The sequence below is a fragment of the Streptomyces sp. AC627_RSS907 genome (genome assembly GCF_019049165.1).
The window spans coordinates 1-787 of the sequence record NZ_JAGMUE010000936.1 but is presented as its reverse complement, the minus strand read 5'-3'; the positions used below and the strand labels follow the sequence as shown (position 1 = coordinate 787).

The following is a 787-nucleotide window of genomic DNA, read 5'->3' as shown; positions in this document are numbered from 1 at the left end:
GACCGAACGACTCCTTGAGCGGCTCGACGAGGTGGAGGAGCCGCGCAAGGAGTGGGAGCTGCGCATGGAGATCGCCGCCGCGCCCCGCTCGGGCGCGGTGGTGGCGACCCTGCGCGGGGCCCGCGTGCGGCGCGGCGGCTTCACCTTCGGCCCGGTGGACCTCCAGATCGACTGGGCGGACCGGGTGGCCATCGTCGGAGCCAACGGCTCCGGCAAGAGCACCCTGCTCGCCACCCTCCTCGGCCGGCTGCCGCTGGACGAGGGACACGCCTCCCTGGGCTCCGGCGTGATCGTCGGCGAGGTGGACCAGGCCCGCGCCCAACTCTTCGACGACGGCCCGGACCCGGCCGACGCCCATGACCGACCGGACCAGACCGCCGGCGCGGACCAGACCGCCGGCGTGGGGCAGGCCGCAGCCGGGGGCGATGGGGCGCGGCCGGGGCGTTCGCGCGCCGCGGACAGCCGTACCGGATCGCTCCTGGACACCTTCGGCGCCGTCGCCACCGAACTGGAGCCGGCCGAGGTGCGCACGCTGCTGGCCAAGTTCGGGCTCAAGGCCGACCACGTGCTGCGCCCGGCGCACACCCTCTCGCCGGGCGAGCGCACCCGCGCCGCCCTGGCCCTGCTCCAGGCCAGGGGCGTGAACCTGCTCGTGCTCGACGAGCCGACCAACCACCTGGACCTGCCCGCCATCGAGCAACTGGAGTCGGCGCTCGCCTCCTACGACGGCACCCTGCTGCTGGTCACCCACGACCGCCGGATGCTGGACGCCGTGCACACCACGCGC

Annotated in this window: 1 protein-coding gene; it reads left to right on the top strand. The window is 75.2% G+C overall.

Annotation, left to right across the window (positions count from 1 at the left end; all coding sequences use genetic code 11):
• Nucleotides 1-787, top strand: a 787-nt coding sequence (locus tag KUM32_RS39545; protein WP_217146569.1) for an ATP-binding cassette domain-containing protein, incomplete at both ends; no start/stop codon positions are given.